Raw genomic sequence first — 21887 nt, 5'->3', positions numbered from 1 at the left:
CCCCTCACCGCGGCTCGTCGGCATCAGGCCGGCGGCTGCGATAGACCAGCCAGATCAGAAGCGAGGAGATTGGCACCCAGGCGAGCTGGTACCAGTAGAAGAAGGGAAAGCCGAACAGGGTGGGCTCGACGAAATTATAGAACGGCACCCACAGCAAGCCGATGAACGGCAGCAGCAACAAAATCCACATGGCCTACTCTTTGACGCAAGACACAGCTCAAGGCGGCAGGTTCCGCTGATCATGGCAGCGATCCAGGAACCGGTTCGTTGCGTCTAGAATCACGGTTACGGCAATGCGACGCAAAAAGATGTGATCGTCACCTGGCGCATGCCGCCTATTCGGCCTTGATGCCGGCGTCCTTTATCACCTTGCGCCAGCGCGCCTCCTCGCCGGCAAAGTAGCGGTCGAGCTCGGCCGGCGGTGAGGCCACCATCACGAGGCCTTCATTGACGCTGAGCTTCTTGAAGGCCTCTGCCTGCACCGCCTTGGCTGCCGACTTGTTGAGGCGGTCGATGATGTCCGGCGGCGTGTTGGCCGGCGCGTAGAGGCCGTACCAGGATTCCGCGACATAGCCGGATGCGCCGGCTTCCGACACCGTCGGCAATTGCGGGAACGCGGCCGAGCGCTCAGCCGATGTCACCCCGATCGCGCGCAGCTGCCCGGCCTCGACCAGCGAGGCGCAGCTTGCCACCGTGGTGAACATCACCTGGATCTGGCCGCCCAAGAGGTCGGTGATGGCGGGCGCCGCGCCCTTGTAGGGAACGGTGGTGAGATTGACCCCGGCCATGTGCTTGAACAGTTCGCCGGCGAGATGCGCCGAGGTACCGGTGCCATAGGTGCCGTAGGACAGCTTTTCCGGATCGGCCTTCGCGGCCGCGATCAGATCGGCAATCGACTTGATCGGCGAAGCCGGATTGACCACGACGACGTTGAACGAGCGCGCCACCAGCGCCACGGGCGCAAAATCCTTGTGCGCGTCATAGGGCAGCTTGCTGTAGAGGCTCGGATTGACCGCGTTGGCGAAGGTCGCCATCAGCAGCGTGTAGCCGTCGGGCGCGCTCGTCGCGACGCTCTGCGTGCCGATGATGGTGCCAGCGCCCGGCTTGTTCTCGATGATGACGGTGACGCCGAGATCCTTCTGCATCTCCTGCGCCAGCGTCCGCGCCACGACATCGGTGCCGCCCCCCGGCGCGAACGGCACCACGATCTTGACGATGTGATCGGGATAGGCGGCGCGCGCCGGCAGTTGCAGCAGCAGGTTTACTGCGATCGCGAACAGGAGTGATGCGAGAAGACGAAGCGGCATGGCAGGCCCCAGCGGCAGACGGTGCCGTCTTCATACACGCGAACGCCATGCAAGGGATGCCGGGCCGTCATGATACGGAAGGATGCGCGACGCTGCCAGTCCCGTCATCCTGAGGTGGCCGCTTCTTCGCGGCCCTCGAAGGATGGACGGCCACTTCTCTGGCCGATTCATCCTTCGAGGCTCGCTCCGCTCGCACCTCAGGATGACGGAGATGGATTTGCGTACGCGGCACCTTCGCTCACGAATACGGATTGATCAGCTTCTGCTGCTCGGTGGCGTGACGGACCAGGAGGTCGATGAAGGTGCGGACCTTCGCCGAGAGGTGATGGCGGTGCGGATAGACCGCGTTCATCGTGAGCTCGACCGGCCGGTATTCGGGCAGCAGGCGGACCAGCTGTCCCGACTCCAGCTCGTCGCGGACCAGGAAGCCGGCCGCGAGGAAGACGCCGACGCCGGCCAGCGCCGCGAGCTTCAGGGTTTCGCCGCTGTTGGAGATCAGATTTCCGGAGACCCGCACCGCGGCCGGCGTGCCCTTGCGGTCGGCGAAGCGCCACTCGTCGCCATAGGGGTAGTTGGCGTGACGCATGCAGTTGCGCGTGGAGAGATCGGCCAGCAGCGTTGGCTTGCCGTTCTGCTCGATATAGCCGTGCGAGCAGCACAGCACGTGGCGCCAGGTCGCGATAGTGCGCACGATCAGGCTGGAGTCCGGCGGCGGCACCATGCGCACGGCGAGATCGTAATTCTCGTCGATCAGGTCGGCATTGCGCTCGCCGATCGTGAGATCGACCTTGACCTCGGGATAGGTGGCGAGGAACTCGGCCACCGCCGGCGACAGGAACTGGACGAGATGGGTGTTGGTGAAGATGCGCAGCGTGCCGCGCGGCACCGATTGCTGGGCGCCCGCGATGTCGTCGGCCTGCTCGATATCGGCGAGGATCTGGACGCAGCGGTCGTAATAGGCCTGGCCGACCTCGGTGAGGCTGACCTTGCGCGTGGTGCGGTTGAGCAGCCGGGCGCCGAGCCGGTCCTCCAGCGACTGCACGTGGTTGCTCACCATGGTGGTGGACATGTTGAGCTTGCGGCCGGCGGCGGAGAAGCCGCCGGAATCCACGACCCGGACGAAGGCGGTCAGGCTGGTCAGGCGATCCATTCGGCAAGGTCCGGATTATCAGCGCTGGCTTGATAATGCTTCCAGTTTTATCGGGATTATCACAGCGGGGAGGACATTGCATCTAAGGGCCGTACTGGGCGCCCTTTCTGGAAGGACGCAAATGTTCGACCCGGAGGATGCCATGTCGACCACCACTTATGTCCCTGAAGAATCGGCAAAAATCGGTCTCCGCCCGTCGCGGAAAACGGTCAAGCGGGTGGCGCTCGGGCTCGCCGCAATCATCGGCGCCGCCGTGGCAGCCGACTTTGGCTACGACTACGTCACCACCGGCCGCTACCTCGAAACCACCGACGACGCCTATGTGAAGGCGGACTCCACGATCATCGCCCCGAAGGTCTCGGGCTACATCGCCAAGGTGCTGGTCACCGACAACCAGCCGGTGAAGGCCGGCCAGCTGCTGGCCGAGATTGACGACCGCGATTACCGCACCGCGCTCGGCCAGGCCAGGGCCGATGTCGACGCCGCCACAGCCTCGGTGCGCAACCTCGATGCCCAGCTCGAATTGCAGCAGCCGATCATCGACCAGAGCACGGCCGACGTCACCGCCGCCGAGGCCAACCTGAAATTCGCGCAGGAAGAGCAGACCCGCTACGACGGGCTGATGAAGTCCGGCTCCGGGACCATTCAGCGCGCGCAGCAGACCGACGCGGCGCTGCGCGCCAACACCGCGCAATTGCAGCACGCGAAGTCGGCGCTGTCGGCGGCCCAGCGCAAGGTCGACGTGTTGACCACGCAGCGCGCCCAGGCTGTTGCCCAAGCCGACAGGGCTCGCGCGGTCGAGCAGCAGGCCGAGCTCAACCTGTCCTACGCGCGGATCACCGCCCCGGTCGACGGCACGGTCGGCGCCCGCACGCTACGCGTCGGGCAATATGTGCAGGCCGGCACCCAGCTGATGGCGGTGGTGCCGCTCGACGCGGTGTATGTGGTCGCCAATTTCAAGGAGACGCAGCTGACCCATGTGCGCAACGGCCAGCCGGTCGAGCTCACCGTCGACAGTTTTCGCGGCACCACGCTGAAGGGCCATGTCGACAGCCTGTCGCCGGCCAGCGGGCTCGAATTCGCGCTGCTGCCGCCCGACAACGCCACCGGCAATTTCACCAAGATCGTGCAGCGCGTGCCGGTCAAGATCGTGCTCGACGATCACAGCCTCACCGGACTGCTGCGCCCGGGCATGTCGGCGATCCCGACCGTCAACACCAAGGCAACGGTGCTCGCCGAGCGCGAAGAGAAGCGGCGGCTGGCGTCGGCGACGCGGGCGAACGGCGGGTAGCGGCGAACGCTTCTTCGACTGACCTCGCGCGATCGATCACCCACGCGGTGGTCGATCGCGTTTTGCCGTGCCCTTCTTCGCTCCGCGCACACCGGTGGAAGGGCTCCCTCCCCCCTTGCGGGGGAGGGTTGGGGAGAGGGGTGCCGCTTGTGCTGACGTCTGTTGGTAGCGGACGCTCCTGCTGAGAACGCGCACGGCAGCATTGAAGCAGTCTGCGCAAATCTTTGACGTCAGCGCCCTGGGCTTACCCCTCTCCCCACCCTCCCCCGCAAGGGGGGAGGGAGCCTGAGAGGCGTGCTCACCTCACCGGTCGTCATCATGCAGACCAAACGCTGCGCCGTGCCGCTGGCCGCAGCGCGGTCGCAGCCGCGCTTGCCGCCACCATCCGATTATCAACCTCTGCCTGACAATCCTTCCACTGTTTCCCGGATTATCGAAAGGCGCCGCTTAATACATCTTGTGTGGGCAGCAAGGACGACCCCCGATGACCGCGCTCCAGCCCACCGCCAATGCAGCCGACGCTGCAAACCTCACCGCCCCCGCCACGCCGGCGACGCCCGCGATCCCGACAAAGACCTGGATCGCTGTGATCGGGGCGACGCTCGGCGCGTTCATGGCGGTGCTCAATATCCAGATCGTCAACGCCTCGCTCGCCGACGTGCAGGGCGCGATCGGCGCCGGGATCGACGACGGCGGCTGGATCTCGACCTCCTATCTGATCGCCGAGATCGTGGTGATCCCGCTCTCCGGCTGGCTCGCGCAGGTGTTCTCGGTGCGCATCTATCTGCTCACCAACGCCGCCCTGTTCTTGGTGTTCTCGGCGGCGTGCGCGCTGGCGCAGGACCTGCCGCAGATGATCGCGCTGCGCGCCGTGCAGGGCTTCACCGGCGGCGTGCTGATCCCGATGGCGTTCACGCTGATCATCACGCTGCTGCCGAAGGCCAAGCAGCCGATCGGGCTCGCGCTGTTCGCGCTGTCGGCGACGTTCGCGCCGGCGATCGGCCCGACCATCGGCGGCTATCTCACCGAGAACTGGGGCTGGCAGTACATCTTCTATGTCAACCTGGTGCCGGGCGCGGTGATGATCGCGATGCTCTACGTCTCGCTCGATCCGAGCCCGATGAAGCTGTCGCTGATCCGCCAGGGTGACTGGCTCGGCATCATCACCATGGCGATCGGCCTCGCCGCGCTGCAGACCGTGCTGGAGGAAGGCAACAAGGACGACTGGTTCGGCTCGCCCTTCATCGTCCGCCTGTCGGTGATCGCGGCGGTCGCGCTGGTCGCCTTCCTGATCGTCGAATTCACCGTGGAGAAGCCGCTGCTCAATCTGCGCCTGCTCGCCCGCCGCAATTTCGGCTTCGGCATGCTGGCCAACTTCCTGCTCGGCATCGCGCTGTACGGCTCGGTGTTCATCCTGCCGCAGTATCTGTCGCGCATCCAGGGCTACAACGCCGAGCAGATCGGCATGGTGCTGGCATGGACCGGGCTGCCGCAGCTGGTGCTGATCCCGCTGGTGCCGCGGCTGATGCAGCGCTTCGACCCCCGCATCATCATCGGCGTCGGCTTCGCGCTGTTCGCCGGCTCCAACTTCATGAACATCTTCATGACCAACGACTACGCCACCGACCAGCTGTTCTGGCCCAACATCGTCCGCGCGATCGGCCAGGCCCTGGTGATGGCGCCGCTGTCGGCGGTTGCGACCGCGGGCATCGAGCTGGAGAACGCGGGCTCGGCCTCCGCGCTGTTCAACATGATGCGCAACCTCGGCGGCGCCGTCGGCATCGCCGTGCTGCAGACGCTGCTGACCAAGCGCGAGCAATATCATTCCAACGTGCTGATGCAGTCGGTCTCGCTGCTGGAACAGGCCACGCGGAACCGGATTGAGCAACTGACGCAGTATTTCATGAACCACGGCGTCGCCGACCAGGCGGCGGCCGCGCACCGCGCAATCGCGGCGATTGGCAAGGTCGTGCAGAAGCAGGCCTACATCCTCGCCTTCAGTGATACCTTCTACCTGCTCGGCGTCGCGCTGATCATAGCACTCGCGGCGACACTCTTCCTGAAGAAGCCGGGCCAGCTCGCTGGCGGCGGTGCGCACTAACCCAAACCACAACCAAGGAGAACGACATGAAGCCCCGCATGAATTTCTACCAGGCCGCACCCGAGACAATCAAAGCGCTGGTCGCGGTGGAAAACCAGATCGCTGCCAGCGGCCTCGAGCAATCGCTGATCGAGCTGGTCAAGACCCGCGCCTCGCAGATCAACGGCTGCGCCTATTGCATCAACATGCACACCGAGGACGCCCGCAAGCACGGCGAGACCGAGCAGCGGCTCTATTTGCTCAACGCCTGGCGCGAGTCACCGCTCTACAGCGAGCGCGAGCGCGCGGCGCTGGCCTGGACCGAAGCGTTGACGCTGGTTGCAGAGACGCATGCGCCCGACGCCGACTATGAGGCCGTGCGCGCCCAGTTCACCGACAGCGAGCTCGTCAACCTGACGACACTGATCGGCGCGATCAACGCCTGGAACCGCATCGCCATCGGCTTCCGCGCCGCGCATCCGGTGAACGTGAAAGTGGCGGCGTGAGCAGCGCGGACGATCCATCCCCGTCATCCTGAGGAGCCTGCGCAGCAGGCGTCTCGAAGGATGCACGGCCATAGTCGGGCCGTCGACCCTTCGAGGGCCGCTGAAGAAGCGGCCACCTCAGGGTGACGGTGCCAAGGCGATGCGCAGACCGTAGGGTGGGTTAGCCGAAGGCGTAACCCACCATTCTCTCCGCGGTGAGCAAAGTCGGTGGGTTACGCTGCGCTAACCCACCCTACGCGGTGTCAAACCGCAGTCGCGCGGGCGAACTCGATGTAGATCTCGCGCAGGCGGTCGGTGATCGGGCCGACCTTGCCGCCTCCGACCTTCTTGCCGTCGATCGCGACCACACCCTGCACGAACACCGAGGCGCTGGTGATGAAGGCTTCCTTGGCGGCGAGCGCTTCCTCGACTGTGAAGGCGCGCTCCTCGATGCGCAGCTGGCGCTCTTCGGCGAGCTTGACCACCGCCTTGCGGGTGCAGCCGGGCAGGATCTCGTTGCCGTTCTGCCGGGTCACGATGACATCGTCCTGGGTGACGATGAAGGACGAGGACGAGCCGCCCTCGGTGACCTTGCCGTCCTCGATCATCCAGGCTTCGCCGGCGCCGGCCGCGGCCGCCGCCTGCTTGGCCAGCACCTGCGCCAGCAGCGCCACGCTCTTGATGTCGCGCCGCTCCCAGCGGATGTCGGGCACCGTGATGACGTTGATGCCGGTCTTGGCCGAGGGCGCGTTGATGATGTCCTTTTCCGAGGTGAACATCACGAGCGTCGGCTTGACGTCGGCCTTCGGGAACGCGAAGTCACGGCCCTTGTCGGCGCCGCGGGTGACCTCGAGATAGACCATGCCGTTGACAAGGTCGTTGCGCGCAACCAGCTCCTTCTGGATCTCCTCGATCCGCTCCAGCGTCTCCGGCAGCGCGAGCTGGATCTCGCCGACCGAGCGCTTGAGCCGCGCCAGATGCGAGGCGTTGTCGATCAGCTTGCCCTCGAGCACCGCCGCCACCTCGTAGATGCCGTCGGCGAACAGGAATCCGCGGTCGAACACCGAGACCTTGGCCTCCGAATGCGGCACGAACGAGCCGTTGACGTAAGCGATCTTTTCCACGCGAGTTCTCCTGCGGACGAAGGGGGTTTCAGGCCTTCGTATACGCAAATTGTTAACGGGGGAAAACCCTGTAGCCGTCGTCATTCCGAGGCGATGCGCAGCATCGAACCCGGAATCTCGAGATTCCGGGTTCGCCTCTTCGAGGCGCCCCGGAATGACGGGTGGAGAGGCGCCCTCTGCCTCAGTGCTGCAGGATCTTCGACAAGAACTTCTGCGCGCGGTCGCTGCGGGGCTTGCCGAAGAAGTCGGCCTTCTTGGCGTCCTCGACGATCTCGCCGCGGTCCATGAAGATGACGCGGTCGGCGACCTTGTTGGCGAAGCCCATTTCGTGGGTCACGACCATCATGGTCATGCCCTCGCCGGCGAGGTCGACCATCACGTCGAGCACCTCGCTGATCATTTCCGGGTCGAGCGCCGAGGTCGGCTCGTCGAACAGCATCGCGATCGGATCCATCGCCAGCGCCCGCGCGATCGCGACGCGCTGCTGCTGGCCGCCGGACAACTCCGCCGGAAACTTTTTGGCATGATCCTTCAGCCCGACGCGCTCCAGAAGCTTCATGGCCTTGGCGGTGGCGTCCTCATGCTTGCGGCCGAGCACCTTCTCCTGCGCGAGGCGGAGATTGTCGATGATCCGTAAGTGCGGAAACAGCTCGAAGTGCTGGAACACCATCCCGACGCGCGAGCGCAGCTTCGGCAGGTCGGTCTTGGGATCGTTGACCTTGACGCCGTCGAGCGTGATGTCGCCGCCCTGGATCGGCTCCAGCGCGTTGACGCATTTGATCAGGGTCGACTTGCCCGATCCGGACGGGCCGCAGACCACCACCACCTCGCCCTTGGCGACGCTGGTGGTGCAGTCCTTCAGCACCTGGAAGGACGGCCCGTACCATTTATTGACGTGGTTGATCTCGATCATGCGTGACTCAGGCGTTGCAGCGAGCGCGCTTCCACCTCTCCCATCGGGAGAGGTCGGCGCGCGGCGCCGGGTGAGGGATTGCGGTCTATCGATGGAGCAAAACCCCTCACCCGGATCGCTGATGCGATCCGACCTCTCCCGATGGGAGAGGTAAAGGGGGCCGGGTCTCGAATGTTCGAAAGCATGACTGGCTACCGGACAATCGCAATGCGCGCCTGCAGGCGGCGAACGCCGTAGGACGCAATACAGGAAACGACGAAGTAGACCAGCGCGGCGAACAGGTACATTTCGACCAGGCGGCCGTCGCGCTGCGCGACCTTGCTGGCGGCGCCGAGGAAATCCGGGATCGACAGCACGTAGACCAGCGAGGTGTCCTGGAACAGCACGATGGTCTGAGTCAGCAGCACCGGCAGCATGTTGCGGAACGCCTGCGGCAGCACGACGTAGCGCATCGACTGCGCATAGGTCAGGCCGAGCGCGCTGGCCGCGGCCGGCTGGCCCTTCGAGATCGACTGGATGCCGGCGCGCATGATCTCGGAGAAATACGCTGCCTCGAACGCGATGAAGGTGATCAGCGAGGAGGCGAAGGCTCCGACCGTGATCGGCCGCGACGCGCCGGTCAGCCACTGCCCGATATACGGCACCAGGAAGTAGAACCAGAAGATCACCAGCACCAGCGGCAGCGAGCGGATGAAGTCGACATAGAAGCCCGCGATGCGCCCGAGCACCTTGTAGCTCGACAGCCGCATCAGGGCGATCAGGGTGCCGAACACCAGGCCGCCGAACGCTGCGAGCGCGGTCAACGTCAGCGTGAAGCGCATGCCCTCCAGGAACAGGTAGGGCAGCGAGCGGCGGATGACGTCGAAATCGAAACTGCCGATCATCGTCATTTGCCCGTGATGTAGCCGGGGATCGCGACATAGCGCTCGAGGAAGCGCATCGCGGTCACCACGACGAAATTGAGGAGCAGGTAGAGCACGGTCGCCGCCGTGAACGCCTCGAACACCTGGAACGAGAACTCCTGCATCGAGCGGGCCTGACCGGTCAATTCGATCAGGCCGATGGTGATGGCGACCGCGCTGTTCTTGATGGTGTTGAGGAATTCGGAGGTCAGCGGCGGCAGGATGATGCGGAATGCCATCGGCAGCAGCACGTAGCGATAGGTCTGCACCGTGGTGAGGCCGAGCGCGGTCGAGGCCTGCTTCTGCCCGCGCGGCAGCGAGGTGATGCCGGCCTGCAATTGCACGGCGACGCGCGCCGACATGAAGAAGCCGACGCCGATCGCGGCGGTCCAGAACGGCGCGTTCGGCAGTTGCTTCAGCCACAGCCCGGCGGACCGCGGCAACAGTTCGGGCAGCACGAAGAACCACAGGAACAGCTGCACCAGCAGCGGCATGTTGCGGAAGAACTCGACCCAGCAGAAGCCGATCCACGACGCGGTCCGCGACGGCAGCGTGCGCAGCACGCCGATCACCGAGCCGGACACCAGCGCGATGATCCAGGCCAGCACCGACACCTTGATGGTGACCACTAGTCCCGCCAACAACAGGTCGAGATAGGTGCCGGTCCCCATCGGGTTCGGCTCAAGGAAGATGTGCCAGTTCCAATTGTAGTTCACAGGTCCCCCACGCGGCCGCGCCGGTCACGGCATTACGCCGGCATCGCGCGCGGCGTCCATGCAAATGTCCGGCCATTCTCCTCCAAAAATGGCCGGACATGCAAACTTTCAGGACCCACCGCCGCGAGGCGGCAGGTCATACGCAGCAACGCGATCAGTTGACCAGATACGCATCCGGATCCGGTGAATCCGACGGCTTGGCAAGCTGCTTCTTCATCTCCGGCCCGAGCGGCACGTTGAGGTTCAGGCCCTTCGGCGGGATCTTCTGGTTGAACCACTTTTCGTAGATCTTCTGGCCGTCGGCGCTGGTGTAGAGCGCGGCGGTGGCGGCGTCGACGACCTTCTTGAACGGCGCGTCGTCCTTGCGCAGCATAATGCCGTAGGGCTCGGGCTTGGAGAACGCATCCTTGGAGATCACGTAGTCATCCGGCGACTTCGAGCCGGCGACGAGGCTCGCGAGCAGGATGTCGTCCATCACGAAGGCGACCGCGCGATCGGTCTCGACCATCAGGAAGGCCTCGGCATGATCCTTGGCCGGGATGATATTGACGCTCAGCCCGCGCGCGAGGTTGGCCTCGGTCAGCTGCTTGATGTTGGTGGTGCCGGCGGTCGAGACCACCGTCTTGCCCTTCAGATCGTCGATCGAATTGATCTTGCTCGCCTTCTTGGTGACGTAGCGGCTGGCGGTCAGGAAGTGGCTGTTGGTGAAGGAGACCTGCTTCTGGCGCTCGGCATTGTTGGTGGTCGAGCCGCATTCCAGGTCGACGGTGCCGTTGGCCATCAGCGGGATACGCGTCGCCGAGGTCACCGGGTTGAGCTTGACCTCGAGCTTGTCGAGCTTGAGCTCCTTCTTCACGGCATCGACGATCTTGTAGCAGATGTCCATGGCGTAGCCGATGGGCTTCTGGTTGTCGTCGAGATAGGAGAACGGGATCGAGGAATCGCGGTAGCCGAGCGTGATCGCGCCGGTGTCCTTGATGTTCTTCAGCGTGCCGGTCAGCTCCTGGGCTTGCGCCTGGCTCGCGCCGACCGCGGCGGCGAGCGCGAGGCCGATGAGATACTTGCGTGTCATACGTCTACTCCTTGCGTGGAAACGGTCGATTTACTGTGTGAGAATATCGGCGAGGACGGGTGCGATGTAGCGGCGAAACTGTTCCGGATTCTCGCTCATCGGAAAATGACCGAGCTTCTCCATGATCGTGACGCTGGCGCCCCCTATTGCCGCTGCGGTCCGCCTCGTGTCCTCGGGCGTGCAGGAGAAATCATACTCGCCCGTGAGGAGATAGAGCTTGCATACTTTAGTCTCGATTGACGCGACCCGGCCGCGCAGGTCGCCGTCGACACGGTAGAAATACAGATCGCCCTTGAACACGCCGGGGCCGCCCTGCTTGTAGGCCCACAGCGTTTCCATCCGCGCAGGCTCAGGGCTTTGCGGCGCGATCAGCCCGGACACCAGCGCGGCGCAGACTTCGCCGCCGTGAACGTCCGGCCGGTTCAGCCAGTTGGTGTCATACCACGGCGCCTGGAAATCGGCAGCCTCGAGCCCGATCAGCGCGCGGAACTCGGCGGCATATTCGATCGCAAGGTTAAGCACGATGCGGCCGCCGATCGAGCAGCCCATCACCACAGGCTTCTCCAGCCCCAACGCCCGACAGAAAGCGCGGATGGTCTCGGTGTAGCGCGCAGTGGTGAGTTGGTATTCATCGCCGGTCCAGCTCATCGGCGGATTCGACTTGCCATGCCAGGGCATATCGAAGGCAATGATGCGGAAATTTTCGGCAAATTGCGTATCCGCGAGCAGATGGCGCCACTGCCGCGCATCTGATCCCGCGGTGTGCAGGCAGACCAGCGGAATGCCCTTGCCGTTCTCCTCGAAATAGATGCGGTGCAGCTCGCCGCCGATCTCGACGTGAACGTAGCGGCCGACCATCGGCTCGATGTGGCCGTTCATGATCTTGCCGCTCATGACACGGCAGCCGCGAAATGCTGCCGCGGCAGCGCCAGCAGGTCCTTGAAGTATTGCAGATGCGCCATGAAGGGATGCAGGTCGCCTTCCAGCACCGCCTCGCCGCGCTTGGTCAGCGCGAGCAGATCGTGCCAGCCGGGCTTCGGCTCGACCTGCCAATAGGCGGCCCAGGCCTGCGGCGTCGCGCGATAGGAAAAGCGCCAGGAGCGCATCAGGACCGGCGACGGCGCAAGCTCGACGATCCGGCCGGCGCGGATCGCGGCATGAAACGGCCGCGCCATCGGGCCGATCAGGCAGTCGCAATCGAGCAGCCGCCCGCGCGCAACCAGCCGAGGGGCCTCGTCGAGCAATGCGGGAAGGCCGGCAAACACCTTCGTCACAGCGTCGTCGGTGGCGTCAGGCGATGGCGTCATCTGTCGGGCGGCGTTCCTGCAGCTGGCGGCACCATGATGACGGCAAGCGCGCAATCCCGCAAGGCGCCGATACCCTTCGATACCCTTGGGTTCCCTGGATTATTCGCTTGACCAAACCCGGCTTGCCGGTCAGGCGCGCACACCCCGCGCCCTCCTCGCATGTTGTCGGGAACGGCCAATCCGTCAGACCAAATGCCGATTGAATTCCGCCGCTCGGCAGGTCGCGGCAGACCAATTGTCGCAGCCGGCGCTTCGAGCGCAATTCGCGCTTCCGTTGCCCGCCCCGTTCTGTCCAATGCGCCCTCGGTCCCAGCATGACGGGGACGATCATTGCCAACACCGAACAAGACAGGGCCGCGATCGAACGCGGCCACAAGGGAGAGATCGAGATGTCGCACCGCAATCGCTTGATGGTCCTGCTCGCCGCCGCCGGCATGCTGGTGTCAACAGCGGCGCTCGCGCAGGACTATCCGACCAAGCCGATCACGCTGATCGTGCCCTGGCCGGCGGGCGGCTCGACCGATATCTCGATGCGCGCGATCGCCGAGAGCGCCTCCAAGGTGCTGGGCCAGCCGATCGCGGTCGACAACAAGGCGGGCGGGGGCGGCACCGTGGGCCCCGCGACGATGGCCGCCGGCGCCAAGCCCGACGGCTACACCATCGCCCAGATCCCGATCACCGTGTTCCGCCTGCCCTTGATGCAGGAAGTGTCGTGGGATCCGGCGAAGGATTTCTCCTACATCATCCACCTCACCGGCTACACCTTCGGCGTCACCACCAACGCGGAGTCGCAGTTCAAGACCTGGCAGGACGTGGTCGATTTCGCCAAGAAGAACCCGGGCAAGGTGACCTATGCGACGCCCGGCACCGGCACCTCGCTGCATGTCGGCATGGAGCAGATCGCCCTGATGGCCGGGATCAAGTTGACCCAGGTGCCGTTCAAGGGCGGCGCCGAGACCAATGCCGCCGTGCTCGGCCAGCACACCATGCTGCAGGCGGATTCCACCGGCTGGCGGCCGCTGGTCGACGCCGGCAAGCTCCGCCTGTTGATGGTGTGGACCGGCGCGCGCTCGCCGAACTATCCCGACGTGCCGACGCTGAAGGAGCTCGGCTACCCCATGGTCTATGACTCGCCGTTCGGCATCGCCGGCCCCAAGGGCATGGACCCCAAGATCGTCGCCAAGCTGCACGATGCCTTCAAGAAGGCGATCGAGGACCCGGCGGTGATCGCGACCCTCGCCAAATACGACATGGTGCCGAACTACAAGAACACCGAGGACTACAAGAAGTTCGTGGGCGAGGTCACCGAGTCCGAGCGCAAGGTGATCGACACGCTCGGGCTGGCGAAGAAGTAGAGAAATCGAGTTAGGCTCACCACGAACACAGGCGTCATCCTGAGGTGCGCGCTGTTGCGCGCCTCGAAGGATGGACACGGGCACCGCCGCCCTTCGAGGGCTACGCTGCGCTCCGCCACCTCAGGACGACGGTGATCTAAAGGCCGCTTCCCATGACAGACCAAACCAACGTCAAATTCCGCCTCAACAACTCCGAGCTCTGGGGCGGGCTGATCGGGCTCGGGCTCGGCGCCTTCGTGATCTGGTCGGGCCTCAAGCTGAAGCTCGGCACCATCAACGATCCCGGCTCCGGCTACGTGCTGTTCTACACCGGCATCCTGATGTGCGTGTTCGCGGCCTCGATCATGATCGCGGCGGTCACCGAGGGCGGCCCGACCTTCGCCTCGCGCTGGGAGCATGCGCGCTGGGGCAAGCCGGTGCTGGTCATCGTCTGCCTCACCGCGTTCGCCTTTGCGCTGGAGCCGCTCGGCTTCCTGCTGTCGGCGATCCCGCTGATGCTGTTGCTGCTCCGCGTGATCGATCCGGTGCGCTGGTCGCTGGCGATCCCGCTGTCCATCCTTGCCCCGCTCGGGATGTGGTGGGTGCTGAAGCATCTGCTCGCGATCCAGCTGCCGAGCGGCATCTTCGAGATCGGTTGAACGCCCATGGATACTCTCGTCAATGTCGCCCACGGCCTCGGCGTCGCGCTGCTGCCGATCAACCTGCTCTACTGTTTCATCGGCGTGTTCATCGGCACGCTGGTCGGCGTGCTGCCCGGCATCGGCCCGATCTCGGCGATGTCGCTGTTGCTGCCGGTGACGCTGTCAGGCACGCCGGAATCCGGCATCATCATGATGGCCGGCATCTATTACGGCTCGATGTATGGCGGCTCGACCACCTCGATCCTGGTCAACATCCCCGGCGAAGCGGCTTCCGTCGTCACCTGCATCGACGGCCACCAGATGGCCAAGCAGGGCCGAGCCGGCCCCGCGCTCGGCATCTCCGCCTTCGGCTCGTTCATCGCCGGCACCTTCGCGCTGATCGCCCTGATGCTGGTGGCGCCGTCGCTTGCCAGCGTCGCGATCGCGTTCGGGCCGGCCGAATATTTCAGCCTGATGGTGCTCGGCCTCGTGGTGCTGACCTTCCTCACCCAGGGCTCGATGGCCAAGGCGCTGTTGATGGCCTGCATCGGCGTCGTGCTCGGCCTGGTCGGGCTCGACAGCATCACGGCGCAGCCGCGGCTGACCTTCGGCCGCCTCGAGCTGATCGACGGCATCGGCCTCGTGCCGGTCGTGATGGGCCTGTTCGGCGTCGCCGAGGTGCTGCTCAACACCGAGCAGGCGATCAAGCGCGACATCATCAAGACCAGGATCAACCAATTGCTGCCGAGCAAGGAGGACTGGAAGGCCAGCGCCGGGCCGGTGGCGCGCGGCACCGTGCTCGGCTTCTTCCTCGGCATCCTGCCCGGCGGCGGCGCCGTGGTGGCATCGTTCGCGTCCTACGCGCTGGAGAAGCGGCTCTCGAAGCATCCGGAGCGCTTCGGCCATGGCGCCATCGAGGGCGTCGCGGGGCCGGAATCGGCCAACAATTCCGCGGCCGGCGGCGCCTTCATTCCGCTGATGACGCTCGGCATCCCGCCGAACGTGGTGATGGCGCTGCTGCTCGGCGCCTTCGTGATCCACGGCCTGCAGCCGGGACCGCTGATGATCTCGCAGAACCCGACGCTGTTCTGGGGCATCGTCGCCAGCATGTATATCGGCAACCTGATGCTGCTGGTCCTCAACCTGCCGATGATCGGCATGTGGGTGCAGCTGCTGCGGCTGCCCTACAACGTGCTGTTCCCGCTGATCATCCTGTTCACGATCATCGGCGTCTACTGCTCCAGCAACAACGTGTTCGACGTCCACGTCATGATCGCGTTCGGCGTGATCGGCTATTTCATGCGCAAGCTCGGCTACGAGCCGGCGCCGCTGGTGCTTGCCTTCGTGCTCGGGCCGATGCTGGAGAACAATCTGCGCAAGTCGCTGATCCTCTCGCAGGGCGATCTCATGACCTTCGTGGAGCGGCCGATCTCGGCGATCTGCCTCGCCTTCGCGCTGGTGCTGCTGGTCGGCCCGCTGCTGCCCTCGCTGCGCAAGAAGCGCGAGCTGGTGGCGCTGGATGAGGGAGCGTAGCGCGCGACGAGAGGGAGTTGAGTCGCATCAAGTCGGTGGTGCGCCCCTCTCCCGCTTGCGGGCAGGGGAATCGCATTTCGTGGCGGTGCCCTCGTGGCCATCCCTTCGAGACGCCCGCCTTCGGCGGGCTCCTCAGGATGAGGTCTTGTTTTGCGGCACAATAGTAGACCCTCATGGTGAGGAGCGCCGCTTGCGGCGCGTCTCGAACCACGAGGCCCAGCATTTGCGCGGTCGCCAAGGCCACATGCGATAACCCTGCGCTTGCGGGGGAGGGTTGGGGTGGGGTATCTCCACGAGTCACATCGTGGATAGAGCCCCCACCCGGATTGCGTCTTCGACGCAATCCGACCTAAGAGCGAGCTTCGCTCGTCTCGACCCCCGCAAGCGGGAGAGGTGAAGCCAGTCCGCGGAAGGTCTTACTCCCAACCGGCCTCAACCCATCTTCGCCGCCCGTCCATTCTTCGGCGCCTGGGCCAGCGCGCGCGCCAGCACTTGGGCTTCCTTCTTCAGCATGTCGGCGAGCTCGCCTTCGCGGCGGCGGATGCGGTCGGACGCGGCGCCGATCGAGAGTGCGGCCACCACCTCGCCGGCATCGTCGCGGACCGGCACGCCGACGCCGCCCATGCCGGGGAACGCGGCGTCGATCAGCACGGTGTGGCCGGCCTTGCGCGCCATCGCGATCCGCTCGCGCAGGAACTTTGGCGTGATGCGCGGCGATTTCGCCAGCCGCGGCACGATCACCTCGATCACAGCCTCGATCTCGGCATCCGGCAGCCAGACCAGCAGCGCCAGCGCGCCGGCGCCGACGCCGAGCGGACGGCGGCTGCCGATCTGCAGATAGTTCGGTTGCAGCGGATGGTTGCCGACCGAGCGCGCCAGATAAAGCGCCTCGACGCCGGAGCGCACCGACAGCAGCGCCGTATCGGCCGAGCGCTCCGACAGCCGCAGCAGGCTCGGCTGCGCCAGCTCGGCGATGTCGACCGAACGGCGCGCGCCGACCGCCATCACCCGCGCCTCCTGGCCGAGCTCATAGGTCTTGGCGCCGGCGACGCGGCTGACGAAGCCTTCCTCGATCAGCGAGTTGAGGATGCGCAGGGCAGTCGCCTTGTTCAGCGAGGTAGTGTCGGCGATGTCGGTGAGCCGCAGCGGCGAGCGCTGCGCCAGCACGCGCAGGATCGCGCAGACCTTCTGGATCGCGTTGAACTTGTCGGGTTGGCCCGGCTCCGGCGGTGGCCTCTTGCGGCTGGTCCGTGCGGTCGCAGTCGTTGAGGCGTTCATGCCCTGGCCTTCCTTGCCGTCAATTCCAAATCCTGAACCGGGCACGACGAAGAGACGCGCCCGGCCGACATCATCCTAGGACGGATGACGTGCGCCGGACACCGTATATTTTCGTCAGATGAAACTTTGATTTCGACTATCTACGCTGCTGTGCAACAATAAGGATATTTGAATTTCGCATCACGAAATCTGATGCGGTTAGCATGATCCTTTCGAAAAAAACCGCTTCGCACTTTTTCGGATCATGCGCTACGCCAGCCGCAGCCTGCGGATCGTGAACAATGCGCAGAGGCTGAGGATGCAGACCGCGGTGAGATAGTAACCCGGCGCGAGCTCGCCGATCGCCGCGAAGCCGCCCAGCCAGGTCATGATCGCCGGCCCCATGCCGCCGAACAATGTGACACCGATATTGTAGCTGAGACCGAGCCCGGTCGCACGCGTCGCCGCCGGAAACAGTTCCGACATCAGCGCGGCCAGCGGCCCGTAATACAGCGACTTGAGGACGCCGAGCCAGAGCACACCGATCAGGATGATCACAGGCGTCGGCCTGCCGGTGAGCAAGAGGAAGGCCGGGAAGATCGACACCAGCAGCAGCAGCGCGAACAGGATCATGTGGGTGGTGCGCCCGATCTTGTCGGAGACCATGCCTGCGATCGGCGCCAGCAGCGCAACCGCAGTCTGCGCGGCGAACGAGGCGATGAAGCCGACCGACGGCGCGAGGTTGAGCGTCTTCACCACATAGGTCGGCATGTAGACGATCAAATAGTTGACCGCGGTCGACACCGCGAGCGCGCCGATCGCAAGCGTCGTGGCGAACTTCTGCCGCGCGAACACTTCCCTGACCGGCGATTCCTGCTTCGCGGCCGGCGGCGGGGTCGCGTCGTCGACATGGTTGCGGATGTAGATGCCGACCGGGCCGATCAAGACGCCGAACAGGAACGGCAGCCGCCAGCCCCAGGACTGCAGATCCTCCGGGCTCATCAGCGAGGTCAGGAGCGCACCGAAGCCGGCGCCGAGCAGGCCGCTGACGCCTTGGCTCGCGAACTGCCAGCTCGCCACGAAGCCGCGCCGCTCCGGCATGTGCTCGACCAGGAACGCGGTCGAGGAGCCGAACTCGCCGCCGGCTGAAAAACCCTGCACCAGCCGCGCCAGCAGCACCGCGATCGGCGCCAGGATGCCGATGGTCTGATAGGTCGGCATCAGCGCCAGCACCAGCGTGCCGAACGTCATCAGCACGATCGACAGCATCAGCGAGGCCTTGCGGCCGTGACGGTCGGCATAGGCGCCGAGCACGACGCCGCCGATCGGGCGGATCAGAAACGACAGGCCGAAGCTTCCGAAAGTCAGGAGCAGCGAGGTGGTCGGATCATTGGCCAGGAAGAACGCCTTGGAGAGGTAGACCGCGAAATAGGCGTAGACCGAGATGTCGTACCATTCGAGCGCATTGCCGACCGAGGTCGCGACGATCAGGCGGGTGATGTTTTTCTTGTCGACCGCTGTCGTGTGCTGAGCGTCGGCCGAAGTCGATAGTGTCATTAGATTTCCTCTGCCGGCGAAGGCACCGACCTTTCAACTTGTCCCGGCCATCCCCACCATCCCCGTCATCCTGAGGTGCGAGCGGAGCGAGCCTCGAAGGATGCACGGCCCCGCTGGTGGCCGTCGACCCTTCGAGACGCCGCTTCGCGGCTCCTCAGGGTGACGGGGAAAGTGCGCGCTTAGCCCCTCACCCCTTGTGCGGCGCCTCGCCGAGATCCCAGAACAGGCCGGCCATGATGGTCAGCGCCTCCTCGGTCACCGGCAGCAGGATGTGCTCGTCGGGAGCGTGCTGCGAGCAGCCCGGATAGGAATGCGGCACCCAGATCGTTGGCAGGCCGAGGCCTTCGGAGAACACGTCGTTCGGCAGCGAGCCGCCGAAGTTCGGCAGCACCGCCGGCGCCTTGCCGGTGGTGGCGCGGATCGAGTTCGCCGCCCAGTCGATCCACGGACTGTCCATGTCGGTGCGCGAGGCGGCAAAGCGCTGCGTGCCCGAGACCTCGACCATCGGGAAACCGTTGTTGTGCAGATAATCCCGCACCGCGTCGATCACCTCGAGATGCCGGGTGCCGACGACGAAGCGAAGCTGCAGCACGGCATTGGCCTTGCCGGGAATCGCGTTGGCCGGCTTTTCGATATTGCCCGACGACATCGCCAGCACTTCGAGCGTATTCCAGGCATAAAGCCGCTCGGCCGCGGTCAGGCCCTCCTCGCCCCAATCTTCCGCCAACGCCGGCTCGTCCGCAGTCGGCTCGATCTTGACGTCGGCGAGCGCGGCGCGGACGCGGTTGGAGATCGGCGGCGGTTTCAGGATATCGAGCTTCATGCGACCCTTGCCGTCGACCAGGCTCGCGATCGCGCTCGCCAGGATCGTGGCGGGGTTGGCCAGCACGCCGCCCCAATTGCCGGAATGGTTGCCGCCCTCGCGCAGATTGACGTCGAGATGGATGCGGTTGCCGCCGCGGCAGCCGAGGAAGATGGTCGGCCGCTCCGCCGACAGTCGCGGTCCGTCAGAGGCAATGAACAGGTCGGCCTTCAGCTCCTCACGATGCGCCTCGCAGACCTCGCGCAGATCGGGCGAGCCGATCTCCTCGCCGGTCTCGATGATGAATTTGGCGTTGAAGCCGAGCTTGCCGCCGCGCGCCTGCTTCACCGCGCGCAGCGCCGCCATGTTGATCGAATGCTGGCCCTTGTTGTCGGCGGTGCCGCGGCCATAGACGCGCTCGCCCTTGACCGTGGTCTGCCAGGGATCGAGCCCGTCGCGCCATTCGCCGACCATGCCGTCGACGACGTCGCCGTGGCCATAAGTCAGCACGGTCGGCCGCGAGGCGCCTTCCTGATAGTCGGCGATCAGATAGGGCCCGCGGCCGGTCGGCGACTCGATCAGGTGGGTCTTGAAATCGAGCTCGGCGAAGGCCGGCTGCAGATTCTCCACCAGATAGGCGCGCAGCGCATCGGCCTTGTCGGCATTCAGGCTCTCCGTCTGGTAGCCGACCCTGCGGTCCAGCTCCTTCAGGAACTCTCCCGATTGAAAATGCTCTCGCACGTTTGCGATTGCGTCGGCCCGTGTCGCCATGATTGTTCCTTCGTCCGGTCGCGTCTTGGTATGGTCTCTTGGCATGATCGCACTGGAACGCCACGCTTTGCGTCCCGATCATGCTTCTGGAGAGGCGCAACCTATCGGGATCGGATCGCGACCGGAAGGGCGTGAAATGCGAATGGGCCTTGCCAAAACGTGTGAAGTCGCAACAAGTTGATGCGGGACGCCCGGCATCGACCGGGCAGCAATCGAAGCGGCGCGCAAGGTTTCGACCAAGGTTTTCGACAATGACAAAACAAATCCGGCTCAACGCCTTTGCCATGAACTGCGTGGCGCATCAGTCGCCGGGGCTGTGGACCCATCCGCGCGACCGCACCAAGGACTACAACAAGCTGTCCTACTGGATCGATCTGGCGAAGACGCTGGAGCGCGGCCGGTTCGACGGGCTGTTCCTGGCCGACGTGCTCGGCGTCTACGACGTCTATGCCAATAGTCCGGACGCGGCGCTCCGCAACGCGGCGCAGACCCCGGCCAACGAACCGTTGATGCTGATCCCGGCGATGGCCGCGGTGACGGAAAATCTCGGCTTCGGCGTCACCAGCAATCTCTCCTTCGAGCCGCCCTACCCGTTCGCGCGGCGGATGTCGACGCTCGACCATTTGACCGGCGGCCGGGTCGGCTGGAACGTGGTGACCGGCTATCTCGATAGTGCCGCACGCGGCGCCGGCAAGGACAAGCAGACCGCGCATGACGACCGCTACGAACTCGCCGACGAATATATGGAGCTGGTCTACAAGCTCTGGGAAGGCAGCTGGGAGGACGACGCCGCGATCCGCGACGTCACGCGCGGCATCTTCACCGATCCGAGCAAGGTGCATCCGGTACACCATGACGGCAACAACTACCGGCTCAACGCGATCCATCTCTCCGAGCCGTCGCCGCAGCGCACGCCGGTGCTCTATCAGGCCGGCACCTCGCCGCGCGGGCGGCAATTCGCCGCCGAGCACGCCGAATGCGTGTTCATGTCGGGGCCGTCAGCCAAGGTGATCGGCCCACGCGTCTCGGCGATCCGCGAGCTCGCCGCCGCGAAGGGCCGCAACCCGGCCGAGATCCTGATGTTCTCGATGATGTGCGTCGTGGTCGCGCCGACCGAGGCGGAGGCGAAAGCGAAGTACGCCGAGTATCGCAGCCATATCAGCCATGAAGGCGCGCTGGCGCTGATGTCGGGCTGGACCGGCGTCGACTTCTCGACCTATTCGCTCGACCAGGAGGTGCGGCACGTGCAGAACGACGCCGGCCGCTCCGCGATGGACAACGTCACCCGCGCCGATCCCGACCGGGTCTGGACCGTGCGCGAGGTCGCCGAGCATGTCGGCATCGGCGGCGCCGGCCCCGTGGTGGTCGGCACGCCGGAGCAGGTCGCCGACAAGATCGAGCAATGGTTCGAAGACACCGACGTCGACGGCCTCAACGTCGCGTTTGCGATCTCGCCCGGCGATTTCGAGGACATCGCCGACATGCTGGTGCCGGAGCTCGTCAAGCGCGGCCGCTACAAGCGGGAGTATGCCAAGGGCACCTTGCGCGAGAAGCTGTTCGGCGAAGGGCGTGCGAGGCTGGACGCGACTCATCCGGCAAGCCGCTATCGCGTGAAGCGTAGCGCTGCGGCGGAGTGATCCGCGCC

20 protein-coding genes are annotated in these 21887 nt (G+C 65.2%); 7 read left to right on the top strand and 13 right to left on the bottom strand.

The window, feature by feature from the left end; translation table 11 throughout:
- Nucleotides 1-4: 4 nt before the first annotated feature.
- The 3 genes from ACVWYP_RS11465 to ACVWYP_RS11455 form a co-directional block, all read right to left on the bottom strand.
- Nucleotides 5-190, bottom strand: coding sequence for a DUF3311 domain-containing protein (locus ACVWYP_RS11465; RefSeq protein ID WP_028341143.1), 186 nt, complete (start codon nucleotides 188-190; stop codon nucleotides 5-7).
- Between the two features lie 145 nt (nucleotides 191-335).
- Nucleotides 336-1307 (bottom strand): Bug family tripartite tricarboxylate transporter substrate binding protein, encoded by a 972-nt coding sequence (locus tag ACVWYP_RS11460; RefSeq protein WP_304498704.1) that lies wholly within the window; start codon nucleotides 1305-1307, stop codon nucleotides 336-338.
- 238 nt (nucleotides 1308-1545) lie between these two features.
- Nucleotides 1546-2457 (bottom strand): LysR family transcriptional regulator, encoded by a 912-nt coding sequence (locus tag ACVWYP_RS11455; RefSeq protein ID WP_304498703.1) that lies wholly within the window; start codon nucleotides 2455-2457, stop codon nucleotides 1546-1548.
- Nucleotides 2458-2599: 142 nt separating this feature from the next.
- Between ACVWYP_RS11455 and ACVWYP_RS11450 the strand changes: the two genes are divergently transcribed.
- From ACVWYP_RS11450 to ACVWYP_RS11440, 3 genes are all read left to right on the top strand, one after another.
- Nucleotides 2600-3748: an HlyD family secretion protein gene (locus tag ACVWYP_RS11450; RefSeq protein ID WP_304498702.1), complete on the top strand. Its 1149-nt coding sequence runs from the start codon at nucleotides 2600-2602 to the stop codon at nucleotides 3746-3748.
- Nucleotides 3749-4232: 484 nt separating this feature from the next.
- Entirely contained in the window at nucleotides 4233-5849 is a 1617-nt protein-coding gene (locus ACVWYP_RS11445; RefSeq protein WP_304498701.1) for an MDR family MFS transporter, read from the top strand.
- Nucleotides 5850-5875: 26 nt separating this feature from the next.
- Nucleotides 5876-6334, top strand: a complete 459-nt coding sequence (locus tag ACVWYP_RS11440) for a carboxymuconolactone decarboxylase family protein (protein ID WP_304498700.1) — start codon at nucleotides 5876-5878, stop codon at nucleotides 6332-6334.
- Between the two features lie 242 nt (nucleotides 6335-6576).
- Here ACVWYP_RS11440 and ACVWYP_RS11435 read toward each other — a convergent pair whose 3' ends face one another.
- The 7 genes from ACVWYP_RS11435 to ACVWYP_RS11405 all read right to left on the bottom strand — a co-directional run bounded on the left by ACVWYP_RS11435 (nucleotide 6577) and on the right by ACVWYP_RS11405 (nucleotide 12347).
- Nucleotides 6577-7437, bottom strand: a complete 861-nt coding sequence (locus ACVWYP_RS11435) for a D-amino-acid transaminase (RefSeq protein WP_212058436.1) — start codon at nucleotides 7435-7437, stop codon at nucleotides 6577-6579.
- Between the two features lie 181 nt (nucleotides 7438-7618).
- Nucleotides 7619-8350 carry an amino acid ABC transporter ATP-binding protein gene (locus tag ACVWYP_RS11430; RefSeq protein ID WP_304498699.1) on the bottom strand — a complete coding sequence of 244 codons (732 nt, stop codon included), beginning with the start codon at nucleotides 8348-8350 and terminating at the stop codon, nucleotides 7619-7621.
- A gap of 191 nt (nucleotides 8351-8541) precedes the next feature.
- A complete protein-coding gene (locus tag ACVWYP_RS11425) occupies nucleotides 8542-9234 on the bottom strand; it encodes an amino acid ABC transporter permease (protein WP_028341151.1) in 693 nt (230 codons plus the stop codon).
- Nucleotides 9235-9236: 2 nt separating this feature from the next.
- The gene (locus tag ACVWYP_RS11420) at nucleotides 9237-9968 is read right to left on the bottom strand and encodes an amino acid ABC transporter permease (protein ID WP_016845630.1); all 732 of its coding nucleotides are present in this window, start codon (nucleotides 9966-9968) and stop codon (nucleotides 9237-9239) included.
- 154 nt (nucleotides 9969-10122) lie between these two features.
- A complete protein-coding gene (locus ACVWYP_RS11415; protein WP_304498698.1) occupies nucleotides 10123-11040 on the bottom strand; it encodes an amino acid ABC transporter substrate-binding protein in 918 nt (305 codons plus the stop codon).
- A 30-nt stretch (nucleotides 11041-11070) separates the two neighbouring features.
- Nucleotides 11071-11934, bottom strand: coding sequence for an alpha/beta fold hydrolase (locus ACVWYP_RS11410; protein WP_304498697.1), 864 nt, complete (start codon nucleotides 11932-11934; stop codon nucleotides 11071-11073).
- A complete protein-coding gene (locus tag ACVWYP_RS11405; protein WP_304498696.1) occupies nucleotides 11931-12347 on the bottom strand; it encodes a hypothetical protein in 417 nt (138 codons plus the stop codon). Before ACVWYP_RS11405 ends, ACVWYP_RS11410 begins: the two co-directional genes overlap by 4 nt.
- A 389-nt stretch (nucleotides 12348-12736) precedes the next feature.
- Here ACVWYP_RS11405 and ACVWYP_RS11400 point away from each other — a divergent pair, with 389 nt between their 5' ends.
- The 3 genes from ACVWYP_RS11400 (at nucleotide 12737) to ACVWYP_RS11390 (ending at nucleotide 15855) form a co-directional block, all read left to right on the top strand.
- A complete protein-coding gene (locus ACVWYP_RS11400) occupies nucleotides 12737-13702 on the top strand; it encodes a Bug family tripartite tricarboxylate transporter substrate binding protein (protein ID WP_038384272.1) in 966 nt (321 codons plus the stop codon).
- Between the two features lie 152 nt (nucleotides 13703-13854).
- A complete protein-coding gene (locus ACVWYP_RS11395; protein WP_304498695.1) occupies nucleotides 13855-14340 on the top strand; it encodes a tripartite tricarboxylate transporter TctB family protein in 486 nt (161 codons plus the stop codon).
- A 6-nt stretch (nucleotides 14341-14346) separates the two neighbouring features.
- Nucleotides 14347-15855 (top strand): tripartite tricarboxylate transporter permease, encoded by a 1509-nt coding sequence (locus ACVWYP_RS11390; RefSeq protein ID WP_028341157.1) that lies wholly within the window; start codon nucleotides 14347-14349, stop codon nucleotides 15853-15855.
- 432 nt (nucleotides 15856-16287) lie between these two features.
- Here ACVWYP_RS11390 and ACVWYP_RS11385 read toward each other — a convergent pair whose 3' ends face one another.
- The 3 genes from ACVWYP_RS11385 to ACVWYP_RS11375 all read right to left on the bottom strand — a co-directional run bounded on the left by ACVWYP_RS11385 (nucleotide 16288) and on the right by ACVWYP_RS11375 (nucleotide 20242).
- Nucleotides 16288-17133, bottom strand: a complete 846-nt coding sequence (locus tag ACVWYP_RS11385; protein WP_051447909.1) for an IclR family transcriptional regulator — start codon at nucleotides 17131-17133, stop codon at nucleotides 16288-16290.
- A 249-nt stretch (nucleotides 17134-17382) separates the two neighbouring features.
- Complete coding sequence (locus ACVWYP_RS11380; protein WP_304498694.1) at nucleotides 17383-18669, bottom strand: MFS transporter; 1287 nt, start codon at nucleotides 18667-18669, stop codon at nucleotides 17383-17385.
- A 187-nt stretch (nucleotides 18670-18856) separates the two neighbouring features.
- Nucleotides 18857-20242, bottom strand: a complete 1386-nt coding sequence (locus ACVWYP_RS11375) for a M20 family metallopeptidase (protein WP_304498693.1) — start codon at nucleotides 20240-20242, stop codon at nucleotides 18857-18859.
- A gap of 251 nt (nucleotides 20243-20493) precedes the next feature.
- Between ACVWYP_RS11375 and ACVWYP_RS11370 the strand changes: the two genes are divergently transcribed.
- Nucleotides 20494-21879, top strand: a complete 1386-nt coding sequence (locus ACVWYP_RS11370) for an LLM class flavin-dependent oxidoreductase (protein ID WP_304498692.1) — start codon at nucleotides 20494-20496, stop codon at nucleotides 21877-21879.
- Nucleotides 21880-21887: the final 8 nt, after the last annotated feature.

The organism is Bradyrhizobium sp. USDA 3262, from assembly GCF_054060035.1.
This window is presented reverse-complemented; position numbering and strand designations above follow the sequence as displayed.

Excerpts from the sequence above, each read along its gene's own strand:
- ACVWYP_RS11465 (WP_028341143.1), bottom strand. The coding sequence starts at position 190 with ATGTGGATTTTGTTGCTGCTGCCGTTCATCGGCTTGCTGTGGGTGCCG.
- ACVWYP_RS11460 (WP_304498704.1), bottom strand. The coding sequence starts at position 1,307 with ATGCCGCTTCGTCTTCTCGCATCACTCCTGTTCGCGATCGCAGTAAAC.
- ACVWYP_RS11455 (WP_304498703.1), bottom strand. The coding sequence starts at position 2,457 with ATGGATCGCCTGACCAGCCTGACCGCCTTCGTCCGGGTCGTGGATTCC.
- ACVWYP_RS11450 (WP_304498702.1), top strand. The coding sequence starts at position 2,600 with ATGTCGACCACCACTTATGTCCCTGAAGAATCGGCAAAAATCGGTCTC.
- ACVWYP_RS11445 (WP_304498701.1), top strand. The coding sequence starts at position 4,233 with ATGACCGCGCTCCAGCCCACCGCCAATGCAGCCGACGCTGCAAACCTC.
- ACVWYP_RS11440 (WP_304498700.1), top strand. The coding sequence starts at position 5,876 with ATGAAGCCCCGCATGAATTTCTACCAGGCCGCACCCGAGACAATCAAA.
- ACVWYP_RS11430 (WP_304498699.1), bottom strand. The coding sequence starts at position 8,350 with ATGATCGAGATCAACCACGTCAATAAATGGTACGGGCCGTCCTTCCAG.
- ACVWYP_RS11425 (WP_028341151.1), bottom strand. The coding sequence starts at position 9,234 with ATGATCGGCAGTTTCGATTTCGACGTCATCCGCCGCTCGCTGCCCTAC.
- ACVWYP_RS11415 (WP_304498698.1), bottom strand. The coding sequence starts at position 11,040 with ATGACACGCAAGTATCTCATCGGCCTCGCGCTCGCCGCCGCGGTCGGC.
- ACVWYP_RS11410 (WP_304498697.1), bottom strand. The coding sequence starts at position 11,934 with ATGAGCGGCAAGATCATGAACGGCCACATCGAGCCGATGGTCGGCCGC.
- ACVWYP_RS11405 (WP_304498696.1), bottom strand. The coding sequence starts at position 12,347 with ATGACGCCATCGCCTGACGCCACCGACGACGCTGTGACGAAGGTGTTT.
- ACVWYP_RS11400 (WP_038384272.1), top strand. The coding sequence starts at position 12,737 with ATGTCGCACCGCAATCGCTTGATGGTCCTGCTCGCCGCCGCCGGCATG.
- ACVWYP_RS11395 (WP_304498695.1), top strand. The coding sequence starts at position 13,855 with ATGACAGACCAAACCAACGTCAAATTCCGCCTCAACAACTCCGAGCTC.
- ACVWYP_RS11390 (WP_028341157.1), top strand. The coding sequence starts at position 14,347 with ATGGATACTCTCGTCAATGTCGCCCACGGCCTCGGCGTCGCGCTGCTG.
- ACVWYP_RS11385 (WP_051447909.1), bottom strand. The coding sequence starts at position 17,133 with ATGAACGCCTCAACGACTGCGACCGCACGGACCAGCCGCAAGAGGCCA.
- ACVWYP_RS11380 (WP_304498694.1), bottom strand. The coding sequence starts at position 18,669 with ATGACACTATCGACTTCGGCCGACGCTCAGCACACGACAGCGGTCGAC.
- ACVWYP_RS11375 (WP_304498693.1), bottom strand. The coding sequence starts at position 20,242 with ATGGCGACACGGGCCGACGCAATCGCAAACGTGCGAGAGCATTTTCAA.
- ACVWYP_RS11370 (WP_304498692.1), top strand. The coding sequence starts at position 20,494 with ATGACAAAACAAATCCGGCTCAACGCCTTTGCCATGAACTGCGTGGCG.